We start from the raw sequence: 15,644 nt of genomic DNA on the forward strand, positions 1-15,644 counted from the left end.
GCCACGACGGACCCGCAGTTCATCACGGTGTGGTGGGCCTGTGGCGCTGGACCGGCTCTTCCGGCGCAGCGCCTAGCCGACCTTCTTCGCGTTCTCCAACGCCTCGGCGAGGTTGGTGAGAAGCGGCGTGCACTTGTCGTACGACAGAATCGGTTCGGGCGACCGCGAGATGACCTGCCCGGCCCTGACCGCCGGCAGCTTCTTCCATGTGGCCTTGGTGATGGCGCCCGGCTGAATGGCCGAGGACCGGTCGTCCATCATGATGACGTCGGCCTTGTACTTGTCGACGTTCTCCCAGCTCAGCGTCTCGAACCAGCCGCCGGTCGCCTTCTTGGCCGACTCCGTGGGCTCGACGAAGTTCACGCCGAGGGCCTTGAAGTACTCCAGGTCGACGGAGAGGTTGGTGCCCGAGACGTAGAACGCCGTGTCCGCCGCCGAACCGGCCAGCACCTTGAGGTCGGGGTGTGCCCTGGCGGCCTTGCGCAGCCGCTCGGAGGCGTCCTCGAAGCGCTTCTTCGCGCCGGTGACCTTGGTGGACTCCATGTCCGCGCCGAGCGATCGGGCGAGTTCGGCCATCCGCTGGAGGGGGGCGGTGAGTTGGCGGTCGTAGACCGAGATGGCGACGCTCGGCGCGAGCTTGGCGATCTTCGCGGCGGATGCCACGGGGACGTACCAGAGGGAGCCGGCACTGTCGAAGGTCGTCGTGATGAGGACCTCGGGGCCGAAGGCGGCGTACTCCTCGATGTTGAACTGGTCGAACTTGTTGCCGAAGATCGTCAGCTTGCTGACGTCCATGTCGCCGGCCTGCACGTCGGCCTTGCCGTCCGCGGTCCTGGTCGGGCCGAAGACGCCCTTGACCTCGATGCCGTAGTCGTGGAGCGCGGCGGCGACGCCGGTGAACGCGACGATCCTCGTGGGGATCGCGTCCAGCTTCACGGTGGTACCGCGATCGTCCTTGAACGACCAGGGACCGGACTTGGCGGCTGTCGTCTCCTCGCGCGAGCCCTCGCTGCCGGAGCCTCCGTCACCGCAGGCCGCGAGCGCGACGCCGAGGCCGAGGGCGCCGCCCGTGGCGAGGATGCCGCGTCGGGTCGGATGGGTGGCTGTGGCGTTGGACATGCTGTGGCTGCTTTCGAACGGGGCGGAACGCCCGCCGGACAAGTCGAATGTAGGTTAGCCTAACCTTACTCGATGTCCAGGGGGTGGGCGTTCCGGGCCCGCATCTGCAAGCGGCCCGTGAGCCGCGGAGCTGTGGCCCCGTCAGCCCGTCAGCCCCAACTCCCGTGCGATCAGCATCCGTTGGACCTCGCTGGTGCCCTCGCCGATCTCCAGGATCTTGGAGTCGCGCCACATACGGGCCACCGGGTACTCGTTCATGAAGCCGTAGCCGCCGTGGATCTGCGTGGCCTCGCGCGCGTTGTCGACGGCGACGGTGGAGGAGTGGAGCTTGGCGAGCGCGGCCTCCTTCTTGAAGGGGGCGCCGCTCACCAGCCGGGCGGCCGCGTCACGCCAGGCCAGACGGGCGGTGTGGGCCTTCATCTCCATGTCGGCGATCTTGAACTGGATGGCCTGGTTGGCGCCGATGGGACGGCCGAAGGCGTGCCGTTCCTTCGCGTACTTCACCGACTCGTCCACGCAGCCCTGGGCGAGCCCGGTCGCAAGAGCCGCGATGGCGACACGGCCCTCGTCGAGGATGCGCAGGAACTGGGCGTAACCGCGGCCCTTCTCGCCGAGCAGGTTGGCCGCCGGGACGCGGACGTCGGAGAAGGACAGCTCCCGGGTGTCCGAGGCGTTCCAGCCGACCTTCGAGTACGGGGCCGCCACCGTGAAGCCTGCGGTGCCGGACGGGACGATGATCGATGAGATCAGCGGCCTGCCGTCCGGCTTGCGACCGGTCACCGCCGTCACCGTGACCAACCCCGTTATGTCCGTACCCGAGTTGGTGATGAAGCACTTGGTCCCGTTGATCACCCACTCGTCCGTCGACTCGTCGAGGCGGGCCGTCGTACGGGTGGCTCCGGCGTCGCTGCCGCCGTCGGGCTCGGTGAGGCCGAAGGCGCCGAGGATCTCGCCCGAGCAGAGGCGCGGCAGCCACTCCTGTTTCTGTGCCTCGGTGCCGAAGAGGTGGATCGGCATGGCGCCCAGGGAGACACCGGCCTCCAGGGTGATGGCCACGGACGAGTCCACGCGGGCCAGCTCCTCCAGCGCCACGCCCAGCGCCAGATAGTCGCCGCCCATGCCGCCGTACTCCTCGGGGAACGGCAGCCCGAACAGGCCCATGCGGCCCATCTCGCGGACGATCTCGTACGGGAACTCGTGGTGCTCGTAGAACTCGCCGATCTTGGGTGCCACGACGTCGTGCGCGAACTCCTCGACCGTACGGCGGAGTTCCTCCAGCTCGGGTGAGAGTCGGTAGTCCATGGCTGTGATCACTGCTCCTGGTGGGAGAGGGCTCGGACGGTGCGGGACGGGCTGGGTCGGCCCAGTTGTTCGGCCATCCACACGCTGGTGGCGACGAGGCGGCCGAGGTCGACTCCGGTGTGGATGCCGAGACCCTGAAGCATCCACACGAGGTCTTCGGTGGCGAGGTTGCCGGTGGCGGACTTGGCGTACGGGCAGCCACCGAGTCCGCCGGCGGAGGCGTCGACCGTGGTGACGCCGTGCTGGAGGGCGGCCAGCGTGTTGGCGAGGGCCTGGCCGTAGGTGTCGTGGAAGTGGACGCCCACCCGCTCGACGGGGACGTCCAGTTCGGTCAGCAGGGCTCGTACGTGACCCGGCGTCGCGACCCCGATCGTGTCGCCCAGGCTCAGTTCGTCACAGCCCATGTCGAGCAGGGCCCTGCAGACCCGGACGACCTGGGGGATCGGGACCGCTCCCTCCCAGGGATCGCCGAAGCACATGGAGAGGTAGCCGCGGACATGGACCTGCTGGGACTTGGCGCGGGCCACCACCGGCTCGAACATGGCCAGCGCCTCGTCCACCGTGCGGTTGAGGTTGGCCTTGGCGAAGGACTCGGTGGCGCTGGCGAACACGGCGACCCGGCGGGCCCCCAGCGCCAGGGCACGGTCCAGGCCGCGTTCGTTCGGCACGAGCACCGGAAGGTCTGCCGGGAGCTCGGAGATCTGCGGGAACAGCTGCTCCGCGTCGGCGAGTTGGGGCACCCACTTCGGATGCACGAAGCTCGTCGCCTCGATCGTCGTGAGCCCCGCGTCGGCCAGGCGGCGGACGAACTCCGCCTTCACCTCCGTCGGCACCGTCGACTTCTCGTTCTGGAGGCCGTCACGGGCGCCGACCTCGTGGATGCGGACGCGGGCCGGCAGGCCGGCAGCCGGTACGGCCATGGGCAGCGTCATTTCTCCTCCTCCGCCGAGTGCGACGCCGAGTTCTCCGCCGCGTTCTCGACCGGCGTGATGACGGCGAGCACCTGGTCCATGGCGACCGTCGTGCCCGGTGTGACGTCCAGTTCGGCGACCGTGCCCGCGTGCGGGGCGGAGATGACGTGCTCCATCTTCATCGCCTCGACGACCAGCAGGCTCTGACCGGCGCTCACCTCGTCGCCGACGGCGACCTTCACGACCGTGACCGTGCCGGGCATGGGCGCGGTGAGCGAGTCGGCGCCCGCGTGCCGAGCACCCGTGAGGGACGCGGCGACCGGGTCGTGGTCGCGCACGTGCCAGGCGTCGCCGTCGCGGCCGATCCAGTCGGCGGCGCGGTGGAAGGTGTGGCGGACGCCGTCGAGGGTGACGGAGACGGTGTCGCCGGTGAGGGCGTGAGTGCCGCGCGGCACGTACTCCACGGGCTCCTGCACCCGGAGGTGGAAGCCGACGGGCTTCGGTGTCCCGCCCAGACGCCAGCCGCTCGGCACGGAGAACGGGTCGGTCCAGCCTTCCTCGCGAGGCTCCAGGGCTTCCAGCCGCACGGCCGCCGCCGCCTCGTACACCTCCTCCGGTACGTCCGCGGAGACGAGGCCGTCCACCTCCCGCTCCACCAGCCCGGTGTCCAACTCGCCCGCGACGACGGCCGGATGGGCCAGCAGCCGCCGCAGGAACCCGGCGTTGGTCTGCACGCCCAGCGTCACCGTCTCCGCGAGTGCGGCCCGCAGCTTGCGGATCGCCGTCTCCCGGTCCGGCCCGTACGCGATCACCTTGGACAGCATGGGGTCGTACAGCGAACCGACCTCCGTGCCTTCGCTGAGCCCGGAGTCGGTGCGGACGCCGTCGCCCTGGGGCTCGCGCAGCCGCAGCACCGTGCCACCGGACGGCAGGAACCCGCGCGCGCCCTCTTTGATGGACACAGTCTCGGCACACACGCGTGCCTCGATCGCGTGCCCGGTCAGCGTGATGTCGCCCTGCTTGTACGGCAGTGGCTCACCAGCCGCCACCCGCAGCTGCCACTCCACCAGGTCGAGGCCTGTGATCAGCTCGGTGACCGGGTGCTCCACCTGGAGCCGGGTGTTCATCTCCATGAAGTAGTACGAGGACGGGTCGCCGCCGGGGACGATGAACTCGACCGTGCCCGCGCCGCGGTAGCCACAGGACCGGGCAGCCTGGACCGCCGCCTCGCCCATCGCGGCCCGGGTCTCCTCGTCGAGGAGCACGCTCGGCGCCTCCTCGATGATCTTCTGGTGCCGGCGCTGCAGCGAGCACTCGCGCTCGCCGAGATGCACCACGTTCCCGTGGCCGTCCGCCAGCACCTGGATCTCGATGTGCCGGGGCCGGTCCACCCACCGCTCGACGAGGAGCGTGTCGTCGCCGAAGGAGGCGCGGGCCTCGCGGCGGGCGGCGGCGATCTCGTCCGCCAGCCTCTCCGCGTCCCGCACCAGCCGCATGCCCTTGCCGCCACCGCCGGCCGACGGCTTCAGCAGCACCGGCATCCCGATCTCCCGGGCGGCGTCGGCGAGTTGGTCATCGGAGAGCCCGCTGCCGCTGGACCCGGGGACGACCGGTACTCCGGCCGCCTTCACCGTCTCCTTGGCGCGGATCTTGTCGCCCATGAGGGCGATGGCCTCCGCGGACGGCCCGATGAAGACCAGCCCCGCGTCGGCGCACGCCCGCGCGAAGCCGGCGTTCTCCGCGAGGAAGCCGTATCCGGGGTGGACGGCCTGGGCGCCGGTGCGGGCGGCGGCCTCCAGCAGCCGCTCCACCGACAGATAGCTCTCGGCCGCGGGCGCCGGACCGATCCGTACCGCCGTGTCGGCCTCGCGCACATGCCGTGCGTCGGCGTCGGCGTCGGAGAAGACGGCCGCCGAGCGCACGCCCAGTGAGCGGAGCGTACGGATCACGCGGACGGCGATCTCGCCCCGGTTGGCCACGAGCACTGTGTCGAACATGGGTCCCCTCCTCACATCCGGAAGACGCCGAACTGGGGCTCACCCAGCGGCGCGTTGGCACAGGCGGTCAGCGCGAGACCCAGTACCTGGCGGGTCTCCAGCGGGTCGATCACGCCGTCGTCCCAGAGGCGGGCCGTGGCGTAGTAGGCGTTGCCCTGGTGCTCGTACTGCTGCCGGATCGGCGCCTTGAAGGACTCCTCGTCCTCGGCCGGCCACTCCTCGCCCCGGGCCTCCAGCTGATCCCGCTTGACGGTCGCGAGGACCGAGGCGGCCTGCTCGCCGCCCATGACGGAGATCTTGGCGCCGGGCCACATCCACATGAAGCGGGGGGAGTAGGCCCGGCCGCACATCGAGTAGTTGCCCGCGCCGTACGACCCGCCGACCACGACGGTCAGCTTCGGCACGCGCGTGCAGGCCACGGCCGTCACCATCTTCGCGCCGTGCTTGGCGATGCCGCCCGCCTCGTAGTCCCGGCCGACCATGAAGCCCGAGATGTTCTGCAGGAACACCAGCGGGATCCCGCGCTGGTCGCACAGCTCGATGAAGTGGGCGCCCTTCTGGGCGGACTCGGAGAACAGGATGCCGTTGTTGGCGACGATCCCGACCGGGTGACCGTGGATCCGGGCGAAGCCGGTCACCAGGGTCTGCCCGAACTCGGCCTTGAACTCGGCGAAACGGGAGCCGTCGACCACGCGCGCGATGATCTCGCGGACGTCGTACGGGGTGCGGGGGTCGACCGGCACCGCGCCGTACAGGCCGTAGGGATCCACCTTGGGCTCCGCGGCCGTCATGACCTCCCAGGGCAGCGGCCCGCGCGCGGGGAGGGTGGCGGCGATGTTCCGCACGATCCTGAGCGCGTGCGCGTCGTCCTCCGCGAGGTGGTCCGTCACGCCGGAGACCCTGGAGTGGACCTCGCCGCCGCCGAGCTCCTCGGCGGTCACCACTTCACCGGTCGCCGCCTTCACCAGGGGAGGTCCGCCCAGGAAGATGGTCCCCTGGTTGCGGACGATGACCGCCTCGTCGCTCATCGCCGGGACGTACGCCCCGCCCGCCGTGCAGGACCCGAGGACCGCGGCGATCTGCGGGATCCCGGCCCCGGACATCCGCGCCTGGTTGTAGAAGATCCGCCCGAAGTGCTCCCGGTCCGGGAAGACCTCGTCCTGCATGGGCAGGAAGGCGCCCCCGGAGTCGACCAGGTAGATGCACGGCAGGTGGTTCTCCAGGGCCACCTCCTGGGCGCGCAGATGCTTCTTCACCGTCATCGGGTAGTACGTGCCGCCCTTGACGGTGGCGTCGTTGGCGACGACCACGCACTCGCGGCCACTGACCCGCCCGATGCCCGCGATGACCCCGGCGGCCGGGGCGGCGCCGTCGTACATCCCGTCGGCGGCAAGCGGCGCCAGCTCCAGGAACGGCGAGCCCGGGTCGAGCAGCGTGTCCACCCGGTCCCTCGGCAGCAGCTTCCCGCGCGCGGTGTGCCTGGCCCGCGCCTTCTCGCCGCCGCCGAGCCGGGCCGCGGCCAGCTTGCCGCGCAGCTCCTCGACGAGCGCGCGGTGCGCCGCCTCGTTGGCCCGCCAGGCCTCCGACGCGGGGTCTGCCGCGCTCGTCAGCTCCGGTGCCTCGTGCATCCTGCGGCCCCTCACCCAGTGATCGACTGTTAATGAGCGTTAACCATTTCCTTCAGGTTAACGACCGCTAACCTCCCTGTCTAGAATTACCTTCATGGCCACCAGAACCGACGCCCCCACCCGCCGCGAGCAGATCCTCAAGGAGGCCGCGCGGCTCTTCGCCGAGCGCGGGTTCCACGGGGTCGGAGTCGACGAGATAGGTGCCGCAGTCGGCATCAGCGGCCCCGGTCTCTACCGTCACTTCGCGGGCAAGGACGCGATGCTCGCCGAGCTGCTGGTGGGGATCAGCGGCCAGCTGCTGACCGGCGCCAAGCGGCGTCTGGCGGAGGCGGACGGGGGCTCGGCGGACGCGGTCCTCGACTCGCTCATCGAAGGGCACATCGACTTCGCGCTCGACGACCGCCCCCTGATCACCCTGCACGACCGCGAGCTGGACCGCCTCCGGGACAGCGACCGCAAGCTCGTGCGGCAGCTGCAGCGGCAGTACGTCGAGCTGTGGGTGGAGATCCTGCGCGAGGTCTACCCCGGCCTGGCGGAACCCGCCGCCCGCTCGGCCGTCCACTCGGTCTTCGGCCTCCTGAACTCGACCCCGCACCTGGGCCGCCCGGGTTCCCTCCCGGGCCGCGGGGCGACGGCGGAGCTGCTGCACCGGATGGCGCGGGGTGCCTTCGCGGCGGCCGGGGCGGAGTGACGAGCGTTACGGGATCACCTCTGGACGCCTCTCCTTACCCGCCGGTACCTTGGTGTTCTGAGCAAGCGCTTAGACACGGACTCAAGGACCAGGTGGAGGTGGCGGGAGTGCGCCGTACGGTGTTCAACGAGGACCACGAGGCGTTCCGGGAGACCCTCCGGGCCTTCATCGAGGCCGAGGTCGTCCCCGTCTACGACGAGTGGTTCGCCGCGGGCCAGGCGCCGCGCGACTTCTACTACAAGCTCGCCGAGCTCGGCGTCTTCGGCATCCGCGTGGACGAGGAGTTCGGCGGCGCCGGCATCGACTCGTACAAGTTCGAGGCCGTGATGTACGAGGAGACCGCGCGCGCGGGCGTGCAGTTCGGCGGCTCCGGTGTGCACGTGCTGCTCGGCCTGCCGTACATCAAGATGCTCGCCACCGACGAGCAGAAGAAGCGCTTCCTGCCGAAGTTCGTCTCCGCCGAGGAGATGTGGGCCCTCGCGATGACCGAGCCGGGCACCGGCTCCGACCTCGCGGGCATGAAGACCACCGCCAAGCTCAGCGAGGACGGCACGCACTACGTCCTCAACGGCTCCAAGACCTTCATCACCGGTGGCGTCCACGCCGACCGTGTGATCGTCTGCGCGCGCACCGCCGCGCCCACCGCCGAGGACCGCCGCCACGGCATCTCCCTCTTCGCCGTGGACACCAAGTCCGAGGGCTACTCCATCGGCCGCAAGCTCGACAAGCTCGGCCTGAAGACCTCCGACACCGCCGAGCTGGCGTTCGTCGACGTGAAGGTGCCCGTCGAGGACCTGCTCGGCGAGGAGAACAAGGGCTTCTACTACCTGGGCCACAACCTGGCGTCCGAGCGCTGGGGCATCGCCTTCGGCGCCTACGCGCAGGCCAAGGCCGCCGTGCGGTTCGCCAAGGAGTACGTCCAGGAGCGCACCGTCTTCGGCAAGCCCGTCGCGTCCTTCCAGAACACCAAGTTCGAGCTGGCCGCCTGCCAGGCCGAGGTGGACGCCGCCGAGGCCGTGGCCGACCGTGCGCTCGAAGCCCTCGACGCCGGTGAGCTGACGCCCGCCGAGGCCGCCTCCGCCAAGCTGTTCTGCACCGAGGTCGCGCACCGCGTGATCGACCGCTGCCTCCAGCTGCACGGCGGCTACGGCTTCATGAACGAGTACCCGATCGCCCGCCTGTACGCGGACAACCGCGTCAACCGCATCTACGGCGGCACCAGCGAGATCATGAAGACGATCATCGCCAAGGACATGGGCCTGTAAGGCCCGGGAAACCCCAAGAAATCACTGGCGGGTACAACTGTCTGCCATGAGCCAGGCACTACAGGGTCTCCTCGATCTGCTCGACCTGGAGCAGATCGAGGAGGACATCTTCCGCGGCCAGTCCCGGTCCGCCGTCGTCCCCCGCGTCTTCGGCGGGCAGGTCGCGGCCCAGGCGCTGGTCGCCGCCGGCCGTACGGTCCCGGCGGACCGGCACGCCCACTCCCTGCACGCGTACTTCCTGCGTCCGGGGGACCCGGGCGCGCCGATCGTCTACCAGGTCGACCGCATCCGTGACGGCCGCTCCTTCACCACCCGCCGGGTGGTCGCCGTCCAGCACGGCAAGCCGATCTTCCACCTGTCGGCCTCCTTCCAGACGGACGAGGACGGCCTCGACCACCAGACGCCGATGCCCGCGGCGCCCGACCCGGCCACGCTGCCCACCTCCCACGAGCGGCTGCGCGGCTACGACCACCTCGACCCCGCGGTGGTGGAGAAGTTCCTGGAGGCCCGCGAGGCCGTCGACCTGCGGTACGCCGAGGAGCCGCCGTACGGGAAGTTCGGCGAGCCGCGCGAGCCGCACTCCCAGGTGTGGTTCCGCACCAACGGAAAGCTCGACGACGACCCCCTGCTGCACGTCGTCCTCGCCACCTACGTCTCCGACATGACGCTCCTGGACTCGGTGCTCCTCGCGCACGGCCGGGGCGGCTGGGCCGTCGGCGACGTGGTCGGCGCCTCGCTCGACCACGCCATGTGGTTCCACCGGCCCTTCCGGGCCGACGAATGGCTGCTCTACGACCAGGAGTCGCCGACCGCCCACGGCGGCCGCGGGCTCGGCCAGGCCCGGATCTACACGCAGGACGGGCAGCTGGCCATCTCGGTGATCCAGGAAGGGCTGGTCCGGGTTCCTCGGTGACGCCACCGTCGGAGGATCTCGGTGGCGCCCCCGGCGGTCACGCCGACAGGCCCGCCTCCGCCAGCAGATAAGCCGTCATCGGGTCGTAGTGGCGCGGGCTCGGCACATGGTCGTCGAGCGGGACCGTCACCTGTACGGTGCCCTCGGCCTCGGCGAGGAAGAGCGCCGGGTCGTTGCAGTCGGCGTAGCCGACGGAGTCGACGCCGTGCTGGCCGGCGTAGCCCGCCCAGCCGTGGTCGGCGACGACCAGGTCGGGCAGCGGGCGGCCCTCGCTCTCAAGTGCCGTGAGGATGGCCTTCATCGGCTCGCCGGAGTGCGTGTGCCACAGAGTGGCGCCGTGCTCCAGGACCGCCACGTCCGCGAGCTGCCAGACATACCCCTCGTCGGTCTGCAGACCCTCCGGGATCACCACGATCTCGCAGCCGGCGGCGCGCAGCGCGGCGGCCGTGGCGCGGTGCACGTCGAGCAGGCCGCCCGGGTGGCCGGTCGCGAACAGCACCCGCTGCTGCCCTTCGGCCGCCTTGCGCAGGCGGGCCGCCATCCGCTCCAGACCGCCCACCGTCAGCTCGGGGTCGATGGTGTCCTGGCCGTACCGGTACTCGGGATCGTCGTTCACACCCACCCGCTCCGCCATCACCGCGAGCACGTCCTGCTCGTCGGTCCACCGGTCGCCGAGTTCCAGGCCGAGCCAGTAGTTGCGGACGCCGTTCGCGAGCTGGCGGTAGTGGGAGAGGTTGTTCTCGCGCGGGGTGGCGACGTCGCCCGCGATGCGGGTCTGCACGAGGTGTTCGACTAGCTCGGCGCGGCTGGGTGTCCCGGGTATCGGCATGAAACCCATTGTGAGGCAGACGACTGTGCGATTCCCTGGCGTCCGGCGCGCTGGGACGTGAGTCACCTACTCAGTGACATGGGCTCCCGTACCTATTGCCGACGTGCCCGGTGCCGCCGTGTCTACTGCTGCCGCAGCGCGAACCACAACTCCATGCGTACGTCCGGGTCGTCCAGGTCCGTGTCGAGGAGCGCGGCGCAGCGGGCGACGCGCTGGCGGACCGTGTTGCGGTGGACGGACAGGGCGACGGCCGTACGGTCCCAACTGCCGTGCAGGGACAGCCAGGTGCGCAGGGTCTCGGTCAGCGCGGGGGTGCCCGCGATCGGGGCGAGGAGCGTACGGGCGTGGGCGGCCGCCTCGTCCGACGGCACCAGGTCGGCCAGTCCGGCGCGGTCGCCGTGCCGGACCAGGGCCGTGCGGGTGGCGCGGGCGCGGGCCAGCGCGCGGGCGGCCTGGATGTCGGCGGACGGCCACCCGGACGGGGCCGAGGCGGCGCTGACGCCCAGCGTCCAGCCCGGCTGTGCGGCAGGTTCGCGGTCGGCGGCGACCAGGACCCGTACGACGTCGTCCGCCAGGTCGACCAGCGGCGACCCGAGGGCCGCGCCCAGCGCCGAGGCGGCCACCGGGTCCGGCGCCTGCGCATCCGGCCGGGCGTGCACCACGAGCCACGGGCCGGGTCCGAGGAGGGCGGCCACGTCGGCGCGTGGCGCCCCCAGCAGCAGCCGTACCAGCGCGGACGACCGTGCCGCCCCGGTGCCGCTCTGCTGCTCGCCGGTCAGCAGCGAGAGCAGGACGGCGGCGACGGAGGCGATGGTGTGGTCGCCGGGGTCCCGCTGCGGCGCGGCGACCCCGAGCACGAAGCCCCGCCCGGCACCGAGGGCGTAGGCGGCGAGGTGGGTGCCCGCGGTGGTCTCGGTGGCGGAGGCGGGTGTCCCCGGGCCAGAGGGGCGTACGACCTCCGCGAGCCCGGCCAGCGCCTCCCGGACGGCGGTCTCCACCGGGCGCCCCGCGGCGGCGATCTCCGCCCCCTCCGGCCCGTACAGCACCGCCCGTCCGCCCACCCGCCGGGCCAGCTGCCGCAGCACCGCCGGTACCGGGTCCGGGCGGGAGGCCGCCGCCGCGAGGCTCTGCTGGGCCTCCGTCACGCGGCGCAGTTCGGCGAGGCGGGCCCGGGCCATCAGCTGCCAGACCGCGCGGGCCACACCCGAGAACGTGGTCTGCGGAGGGACCTCGACCAGCGGCAGCCCGTGCGCGTCGCACGCCGCCACCAGCGCGCGCGGCACCGCGTCGTGCACCGGAGCCAGACCGAAGCCGAGGGCTGCCCCGCCCGCCGCCACGATCCGCGACACGTAGTCGTCGAAGTACGTACCGGAACCGGCGGCCTCCGGGACATGGACCCCCGCCGTCAGCAGCAGCTCCCCGCCCAGCAGATACGGATACGGGTCGGCCATCTCCGAGGTGTGCGCCCAGTGGATGACGATGCCGGGATCGGCCGGCCCGGCGATCTGCCGCAGGGCCAGGTCCTCGCGGGCCAGGAGCGCCGTCAGGGGCACGGGTGGCGTGGGTGGTGTGGCGGGAACCGCGGGGTCCGGCATGGTGTGCGCTTCCTCCACCTTGTACGGCTCGAATGGATGAAACGTACACTTCGCAGTCGCTTTTCAGCCACCTAGTGTCAGTGCTCATCACCCGCCGGCGAGACCGAGCGAAGGAGGGCCCCGTGGCCATCGACTGCACAGTGATCGTCGTCTGTCCGGCCGGAATGCCGGCCGTGGGCTGGTGGGGCATGCGCCGCGCCCGGTCCAAGCGCGAGTTCCTGGTCGCGGGGCGCCGCCTCGGGCCCGCGATGTACTCCGGCACCATGGCCGCGATCGTCCTCGGCGGCGCCGTTCTGGTCATGGGTCTCGTGGTGATCGGCACGGCGATCGCGCTCAACAATGTCGTCGAGGCGCTGACGATGGCGTACGACCTGCTGGTCGGCGGGCTCCTCGTCCCCATCCTCGGCGGGCTGCTGTGGAAGCGCGGCACCGCGCAGGGCGCCCTCGCCTCGGTGATCGTCGGCGGCCTCGCGGTCATCGGCCTGATGGCGGGCTACGGCATCCTCGCCGACGAGCCCGTCCACTACGGTCTTCCGTCGTTCCTCGTCGCATATGTGGCGGTCTCCCTGGGGACGAAGCCCACGGACGAGGTTGTCCTCGCCAGCTGGCGCGAGCGCCTGGCGGGACGGTCCTCCGAAAGCGCGTCCGAACCGGTCCTGGCCCCCCAGTAGAGTCGTACGAGAATCGGTATTTATCACTCCATACGCGATGAAGCGTAGGAAAGAAGGCATAGGCCCATGAGCAGCAACGAGACGCCCCGCGGCCCCGTCGACTCCTCCCGCATCCCGCGGTACGCCGGACCCGCGACCTTCGCCCGGCTGCCCCGCCTCGACGAGGTCGGGCGCGCGGACGTCGCGGTCGTGGGCGTGCCCTTCGACTCGGGCGTCTCCTACCGGCCGGGCGCCCGCTTCGGCGGCAACGCGATCCGCGAGGCGTCCCGGCTGCTGCGGCCCTACAACCCGGCGCAGGACGCGGCGCCGTTCGCACTGGCGCAGGTGGCGGACGGTGGCGACATCGCGGTGAACCCGTTCAACATCAACGAGGCCGTGGAGACGGTCGAGGCGGCGGCGGACGAACTGCTGGGCTCCGGCGCGCGTCTCATGACCCTCGGCGGCGACCACACGATCGCCCTCCCGCTCCTGCGCTCGGTGGCGAAGAAGCACGGCCCGGTCGCCCTGCTCCACTTCGACGCCCACCTCGACACCTGGGACACGTACTTCGGTGCCGAGTACACGCACGGGACGCCGTTTAGGCGGGCCGTGGAGGAGGGCGTCCTCGACACCTCGGCGCTGTCGCACGTGGGCATCCGGGGGCCGTTGTACGGCAAGCAGGACCTGGCCGACGACGAGAAGATGGGCTTCGGCATCGTGACGTCGGCGGACGTGATGCGACGCGGTGTGGACGAGGTGGCCGACCAGCTGCGGCAGCGCATCGGCGACCGCCCGCTGTACATCTCGATCGACATCGACTGCCTGGACCCGGCGCACGCGCCCGGCACGGGGACCCCTGAGGCGGGCGGCATGACCTCGCGGGAGCTGCTGGAGATCCTGCGCGGCCTGGCCTCCTGCAACCTGGTCTCGGCGGACGTCGTCGAGGTGGCGCCCGCGTACGATCACGCGGAGATCACGTCGGTGGCCGCGTCCCACACGGCGTACGAACTGACCACGATCATGTCCCGCCAGATTGCCGAGGCCCGCGCGAAGTGACCCACGACCACGACCTGGAACTCCGCCCGACCGAGGCGCAGATCTCCGCCGCTCTGAACCCTCCTCCCGGCCGCAACGGCGGAGACCTGGTCGTGGAGACGCTCGCCGGACTCGGCGCGACGACGGTCTTCGGCCTGCCCGGCCAGCACGCGCTGGGCATGTTCGACGCGCTGCGCCGGTCGTCACTGCGGTATGTGGGCCTGCGGGTCGAGAACAACGCGGGGTTCGCGGCGGACGCGTACGGCCGGGTCACGGGCGAGGCGGCGCCGCTGCTGCTGTCGACCGGCCCGGGTGCGCTGACGTCCCTGGCCGCGCTCCAGGAGGCGGCCGCGGCCTCGGCCCCCGTGCTGGCGATCAGCAGCCAGATCCCGACGGCGGGGCTGGGCGGCGGCAGGCACGGCTATCTGCATGAACTCCCGGACCAGGCGGCCTCGTTCCGGGGGGTGGTCAAGTCGGTCCACACGGTCCGCACCCAGTCCCAGATCCCGTCCGCGGTGGCGGCCGCCTGGAGGTCGGCCCTGACCGCCCCGCACGGCCCGGTGTGGGTCGAGATTCCGCAGGACGTACTGCTGGCCCGGACTTCGCTGCCGGTGGTGACGGGAGTGGACGCGACGCCGGAGGACGTGGTGCCCCGGCCCGAACTGACGGCCGTGGCCGCCGACCTGCTGTCGCGCGCCGAGCGCCCGGCGATCATCGCGGGCGGGGGAGTGGTACGGGCGGACGCCTCGGGCAAACTGCGGCAGCTGGCGGAAGCGTTGCAGGCGCCGGTGGTGACGACGCCGGGTGGCAAGGGAGCGTTCCCCTGGAAGCACCCCCTCTCCCTCCAGTCCTGGATCGAGGACCGGCACACGACGGACTTCCTGGAGGACGCGGACGTCCTGTTGGTGGTCGGCTCGGGTCTGGGTGAACTCTCCTCGAACTACCACACGTTCAGGCCCCGCGGCCGGGTCGTCCAGATCGAGGCGGACCTCGGAAAACTGGAGTCGAACCACCCGGCGCTGGGGATCCACGCGGATGCCCGACCGGCGCTGCAGGCGCTGCTGGAGACGGTGGCGGAACGGGAGGACCCCTCCGCCGCCGAGCGCGTGCGCGAGGTCCTGGCGAAGGTCGCCGAACGTATCGCGTCCCAGGAACTCACCCTGGAACAGGACGTGCTGGCCTCGGTCCGCCGGGCCCTTCCCGCCGACTCCCCGTCCTTCTGGGACATGACCATCCTCGCCTACTGGGCCTGGTCGGCCTTCGACGCCAAGGGCCCCAACCTCCTGCACTCCGCCCAGGGCGCCGGCGGCCTCGGCTACGGCTTCCCCGCGGCCCTGGGAGCAGCGACGGCGGACCCGACCCGCCCGGTGCTGGCGGTGTCGGGGGACGGCGGTGCGCTGTACTCGATCGCGGAGCTGGCGACGGCCCGCCAGTACGACCTGAACGTCACCTGGCTGATCGTCGACGACGGCGGCTACGGCATCCTCCGCGAGTACATGACGGACGCCTTCGGCGAGGCGACGGCGACGGAGCTGTCCCGGCCGGACTATGTGGCCCTCGCCGAGTCCTTCGGGGTGCCGGGGGTTCGTACGGCCCCGGAGACCCTGGAGGCGGACCTGGCGAAGGCGCTGGCGCAACCGGGTCCGTCGGTGGTCGTACTTCCCGCCGTACTGCGGATGTTCGCGCCGACCCACCTGCGGTGAGTGCCG

12 protein-coding genes and 1 pseudogene are annotated in these 15,644 nt (G+C 71.4%); 6 read left to right on the top strand and 7 right to left on the bottom strand.

Annotation, left to right across the window (positions count from 1 at the left end; genetic code table 11):
- Positions 1–72: 72 nt before the first annotated feature.
- The 5 genes from LJ657_RS00455 to LJ657_RS00475 all read right to left on the bottom strand — a co-directional run bounded on the left by LJ657_RS00455 (position 73) and on the right by LJ657_RS00475 (position 6,957).
- Entirely contained in the window at positions 73–1,119 is a 1,047-nt protein-coding gene (locus LJ657_RS00455) for an ABC transporter substrate-binding protein (RefSeq protein ID WP_232646068.1), read from the bottom strand.
- 141 nt (positions 1,120–1,260) lie between these two features.
- The gene (locus LJ657_RS00460; RefSeq protein ID WP_232646069.1) at positions 1,261–2,421 is read right to left on the bottom strand and encodes an acyl-CoA dehydrogenase family protein; all 1,161 of its coding nucleotides are present in this window, start codon (positions 2,419–2,421) and stop codon (positions 1,261–1,263) included.
- 8 nt (positions 2,422–2,429) lie between these two features.
- Positions 2,430–3,353: a hydroxymethylglutaryl-CoA lyase gene (locus LJ657_RS00465; RefSeq protein WP_232646070.1), complete on the bottom strand. Its 924-nt coding sequence runs from the start codon at positions 3,351–3,353 to the stop codon at positions 2,430–2,432.
- Positions 3,350–5,329 carry an acetyl/propionyl/methylcrotonyl-CoA carboxylase subunit alpha gene (locus LJ657_RS00470; protein ID WP_232646071.1) on the bottom strand — a complete coding sequence of 660 codons (1,980 nt, stop codon included), beginning with the start codon at positions 5,327–5,329 and terminating at the stop codon, positions 3,350–3,352. Before LJ657_RS00470 ends, LJ657_RS00465 begins: the two co-directional genes overlap by 4 nt.
- Positions 5,330–5,340: 11 nt before the next feature.
- Entirely contained in the window at positions 5,341–6,957 is a 1,617-nt protein-coding gene (locus tag LJ657_RS00475; protein WP_232646072.1) for a carboxyl transferase domain-containing protein, read from the bottom strand.
- 94 nt (positions 6,958–7,051) lie between these two features.
- Between LJ657_RS00475 and LJ657_RS00480 the strand changes: the two genes are divergently transcribed.
- From LJ657_RS00480 to tesB, 3 genes are all read left to right on the top strand, one after another.
- Complete coding sequence (locus tag LJ657_RS00480; protein ID WP_232646073.1) at positions 7,052–7,648, top strand: SACE_7040 family transcriptional regulator; 597 nt, start codon at positions 7,052–7,054, stop codon at positions 7,646–7,648.
- Positions 7,649–7,755: 107 nt separating this feature from the next.
- Positions 7,756–8,913 carry an acyl-CoA dehydrogenase family protein gene (locus LJ657_RS00485; protein ID WP_232646074.1) on the top strand — a complete coding sequence of 386 codons (1,158 nt, stop codon included), beginning with the start codon at positions 7,756–7,758 and terminating at the stop codon, positions 8,911–8,913.
- A 46-nt stretch (positions 8,914–8,959) separates the two neighbouring features.
- Complete coding sequence (gene tesB, locus LJ657_RS00490) at positions 8,960–9,826, top strand: acyl-CoA thioesterase II (RefSeq protein ID WP_232646075.1); 867 nt, start codon at positions 8,960–8,962, stop codon at positions 9,824–9,826.
- A 37-nt stretch (positions 9,827–9,863) separates the two neighbouring features.
- Here tesB and LJ657_RS00495 read toward each other — a convergent pair whose 3' ends face one another.
- Together LJ657_RS00495 and LJ657_RS00500 are read right to left on the bottom strand one after the other, a co-directional pair.
- Positions 9,864–10,655, bottom strand: a complete 792-nt coding sequence (locus LJ657_RS00495; RefSeq protein WP_232646076.1) for a phosphatase — start codon at positions 10,653–10,655, stop codon at positions 9,864–9,866.
- Positions 10,656–10,777: 122 nt separating this feature from the next.
- Entirely contained in the window at positions 10,778–12,250 is a 1,473-nt protein-coding gene (locus LJ657_RS00500; protein WP_232646077.1) for a PucR family transcriptional regulator, read from the bottom strand.
- A 290-nt stretch (positions 12,251–12,540) separates the two neighbouring features.
- Between LJ657_RS00500 and LJ657_RS00505 the strand changes: the two are divergent.
- From LJ657_RS00505 to LJ657_RS00515, 3 genes and pseudogenes are all read left to right on the top strand, one after another.
- A pseudogene (locus tag LJ657_RS00505) lies at positions 12,541–12,921 on the top strand (sodium:solute symporter); the annotation flags it as partial.
- A 66-nt stretch (positions 12,922–12,987) separates the two neighbouring features.
- Positions 12,988–13,956, top strand: coding sequence for an agmatinase (gene speB / locus LJ657_RS00510; protein ID WP_232646078.1), 969 nt, complete (start codon positions 12,988–12,990; stop codon positions 13,954–13,956).
- On the top strand, positions 13,953–15,638 hold the full coding sequence (locus tag LJ657_RS00515; protein ID WP_232646079.1) for a thiamine pyrophosphate-binding protein: 1,686 nt from the start codon (positions 13,953–13,955) through the stop codon (positions 15,636–15,638). The genes speB and LJ657_RS00515 overlap by 4 nt, the downstream gene beginning before the upstream one ends.
- Positions 15,639–15,644 lie beyond the last annotated feature (6 nt).

This window comes from Streptomyces guryensis (assembly GCF_021261325.1).
GTDB lineage: Bacteria > Actinomycetota > Actinomycetes > Streptomycetales > Streptomycetaceae > Streptomyces > Streptomyces guryensis.